Annotated in this window: 2 protein-coding genes; both read right to left on the bottom strand. The window is 38.4% G+C overall.

Annotation, left to right across the window (positions count from 1 at the left end; translation table 11 throughout):
* On the bottom strand, positions 1-1657 hold a 1657-nt coding region (locus tag WBQ70_RS03160; RefSeq protein WP_423910447.1), incomplete at its 3' end, for a beta-galactosidase.
* A gap of 372 nt (positions 1658-2029) precedes the next feature.
* Positions 2030-3685 (bottom strand): T9SS type A sorting domain-containing protein, encoded by a 1656-nt coding sequence (locus tag WBQ70_RS03155; protein ID WP_423910444.1) that lies wholly within the window; start codon positions 3683-3685, stop codon positions 2030-2032.
* Positions 3686-3929 lie beyond the last annotated feature (244 nt).

The raw sequence follows: 3929 nt of genomic DNA, 5'->3' as shown, positions 1-3929 counted from the left end.
AAACACGAATCGGTTTCTCTTGGCGTTGCAAATCCATAATAATATCGGAAACCGAATTCAAATCAGCTACCGTTGTATGTACTTCATTCACCACACGCGGTTGGTGGTTGTTGGAACCAGCATAACCACTGCTGTCTTCATTTTTTTTGCTACCCCCTTCGTCTGTACGAGCCCAATACCAAGTTTGTATTGCGGTTAACCCGTGAACATAAGCTTGCCAATAGTTGCAACGTACATAATCTGTCGTTTGATATAAATCTCGGTATTTACCTGTCGAAAGAAAATGTCCTTCGGTATTGTACATGATTTTCTCAGGACTTATCGATTTATAAAAGTCATAAGACATACACATTTCCACCCAGTCAAAATTATAATTCTTCTCCCATTCTTTCGGTTTTCCCCACATCCACGCTCCGCCTGTACTGGAATCGTTACCTATGATTTCACTATTGCGAGTCAAAGCTTCCATGTCAATTCCGTGATCGCGTTTGCTTTCAGTCCATAAATTAGGCATGATTTTCAAATGCGTTTTAGCTTTTGGGTCGTGTTTTTTAATTTCACTTTTCATGAAAGCAAACCAATCGGTTACGCGGTCCATATTGAAGCTTTCAAAATCAAACCATAATGCAGTTCCTTGTTGTGCCGTTTCAAGTTCTCTCGGAACTTCCATCGTATCAAAACTGCTGAAATTTGTTTTCCACAAACTATTCAGTTCTTTAATCGTACCATGACGTTTTTCCAACCATTTTTTAAAAGCTTCAGCTGCCAGTCCAGAGATAGGAGCAGATGCCCAAGTTTTTTTAATTGTGTTCCAATGCGGCTCATTGCACAACATATAACCCAGTTGCGTGTACTGTTTTCCAGCCATCAACGGCACAGTAGCCGCAATCAAATCCGATTGGATTTTACGGGAGACTGGATGATTAATGTCGTACATTGTGTATTTGATACCAGGTCCATCTACAATTTCAGGGTATTCTTTCTTCGCCCAAGCCGGTACAGCTGAGTGATTAAGGAACACAAATCCCATAGTACCTTCTGGTTTAGAAGCCAGTTCTTTTAGTTTTTGAGGATTTACAGTTCCCTTATTATCGGTTACAAAAGTTGGCGTAAGGAAAAAACCATCTTGATTCCCGTGGTAGTCCGTATATTTATTACCGGTAGGTTTCCAAGTCCAATCGGCCAAGAAAACTGCTTTGCCATCAAATGTAATTTGGTCGTCTTCTAATTTCGTTTTAGTCCAATCTACTTTTGGAGTTGGCAAACGTTTGGTTATTCCATTGGATACATTTTTTAAATCGGTTAATGCATCATCTAGCATCAGTGCCATTTCCTTGCGTTCAAATTCCGGAAGCAATTTGGCGAATTTTTCAGCTTCACTTTTGTAGGTTGAAACTAAACTAAAATGCTTTTGATTGGCTTCTATATTTTTTTCATCCCAATCCGCATAACCCAAAAAGATTTCGGCGGTGCGCACCGTTGTCTCTTCCTTGAGTGTACTAATTTTTTTGCTTTGTGCTTTTTTGATTTCTGTTTTTAGAATATTAATTTTTTGCTGCACCTCTTTTTCTGTCGTTTGTGCCGTGGCACCGCTCATGAAAACAAGGTTGCAAATTGCCACTTTGAACAAGTTGAATGGGGAGTAAAATAATTTCATTTTATAGTTTTAAACAATTAGTTAAGTTAAAAAGAAGTACTGCAAGCAGTTCAACAAAATAAAGAAGGTTTCCGTAGTAAATTGTCTTTGTCTATCTATATAATGTCTCTGAGAGTATTTTTTTTTTAGGAGCACAATATTTTGGTACAATTCAGTAACTTTTCGTCCTGCTGTCCGTTATATTCCCGATTTAGTAAAACTGCGGCTGAAAAAGCCTTGTTTTACTAAATCGGGAGATACCTCCCGAAGTTTCGGGACCATCAGGGCTATTATTTACGAGCCATTTCCATAAAGAAGTGAACTCACTGTTGCCCAAAAAAAAAGAGGAAACACAAAGTATTTTGCTTTCCTCTTTGTAGTACTATTTAGGTATTACTGAATTAGTATTTTTTGAGATTTGGTCGTCACTCCATTTATAGTAGTCAAACTTATAAAATAAATTCCTTTGGCCAAATCGGATACACTATAAGTTTGAGATTCACTTGTTTTTTCTACACTTTTAACGATACTACCTAAACTGTTATGAATTTTAATTTTGCCGTTATCTGGAGATACAATAGTTAGCAACTCTTTAGTTGGGTTAGGAAACAGTTGAAACGAATTTTGGGTCACTTTAGGAACACTTAAAATAGCACTGTTGTCAAACTGAAAAGATACATCATCCACATACAACAACACATTCGAACCCGTAACATCTGCTGCTTGCAACTGAATGGCAATTCGGTCTCCGTCAGTCAGACTCAAATTGGAAGCAGATGTTCTCGAGAATGTTTGCGAAACTTCGACCCATTTTCCTTTTTCAACTCCGGAGATATTTAGGTCAACAATTTTGTAAGGATTGTTCAAAATCACCCTGATTTTACTAACTGTTGTCGTAGGGTCAATCCAAACTTTCATTTTTATGGTATTGTTGCCCGTAGGAAGATTGATAGCGCCATACGGGGTGTACATCGTATAATTGCCACTTAAAGTCCCAGTATTTTTAAATCGCAAACTCATATCACCTGAGGCGGCTTTGTCATTTTTCATCCTCCAATTCACCGTTCCAGCACTGTACCAATTATTGCTTCTGCCTTGAAAGTTAAATGGCCCTTCAAATCCTAGCGCATTAAAATTAGGAGGGGTAATTTCTTTTTGCCAAATACGTACATAATCCACTTTAAATTCGGCTGGAGTCGCTAAATCAGCCATGGCAGGCAACCCGTACCAAGAAAAAACTTCTGCATCTAGCCAAACCTCTTGCGGGTAAAACAAACGCCATTGATCAGCGGCTTCCAGTTCTTGTCGGGTGGCTTGTCGAATCAATTGACCATTGAAATAGATTTTTACATAATCTTTATCCCATTCAAAACCGTAAACAAAATAATCACTAGCCACACGCGCCGCTAGTACGGTTTCTTTTTTCCAATCTGAAGTACTAGTCTTTTCAGGATCCCAATTGATTATGTTGGTTCGGTATTTTTTCTCTAGGTCTGCATTTTGTCCAGCAGGATTTCCTATCGGACGTTTTCCGAAATTTTCGACCATGTCAATTTCAGAGTGGTATCCTGTAGTCCAAAAAGCACCTGTTACAGGAGCATCAGCTAGTTTACAACGCACTTCCATATAGCCGTATTTAAAAAAGCGTTCGCTCAAAATACAGGATTGGGTAATAGGTTTGCTTTTGTCCGCAGCAGTAGCTGTACCGCCATAATAAGTACCCTCTTGCATTTCGTTCACAAAAGTAAAGCTAGGTTCCCATTTTGACGAAAGGATCAAATCTCCGTTTTCGACTCTTACATTATGTGGGGCAAATTGTCCTGGAGCTCTTCCTTTCCATTTGCTTCTATAATCCCCATTTTCGCCCAATATCCACCATTTGGTTTTGTCTAAGGTTGTACCATTAAATTCATCGCTTAGATAGGTGTTCAGGTTCCAGCCAGCGGTATTCGTTGGGTCTGATGCAGGATAATTTTGTGCTTGTATGGCAGCCAGATTGCAAGTCAATACAACAAGGAGTAGGGGCAATTGAAAAAATAGTCTTTTCATTTTGGTTCGTTTATAGTAATGGTCGTTTTGTACGATTCTTTTAGTATTAGAAAAAAAATCTAATAAGTAAAATTAATTGTTTTTACCGTTGCTATATAACTAGAAATTAGCCATGAATAGATGTATTTTATCTTGTTGCTGTGGTTGTTGGTGAGAGTTGCCCACAGATACTACGGATGAAACGGATTTTGACGGATTTTTTAAACACAAAGCTCACAAAGGGCACTAAACTGTTGTTTACTAT

Source organism: Flavobacterium sp. (assembly GCF_049590715.1).
In the GTDB taxonomy this organism is placed as follows: Bacteria; Bacteroidota; Bacteroidia; order Flavobacteriales; family Flavobacteriaceae; genus Flavobacterium.
This window is presented reverse-complemented; position numbering and strand designations above follow the sequence as displayed.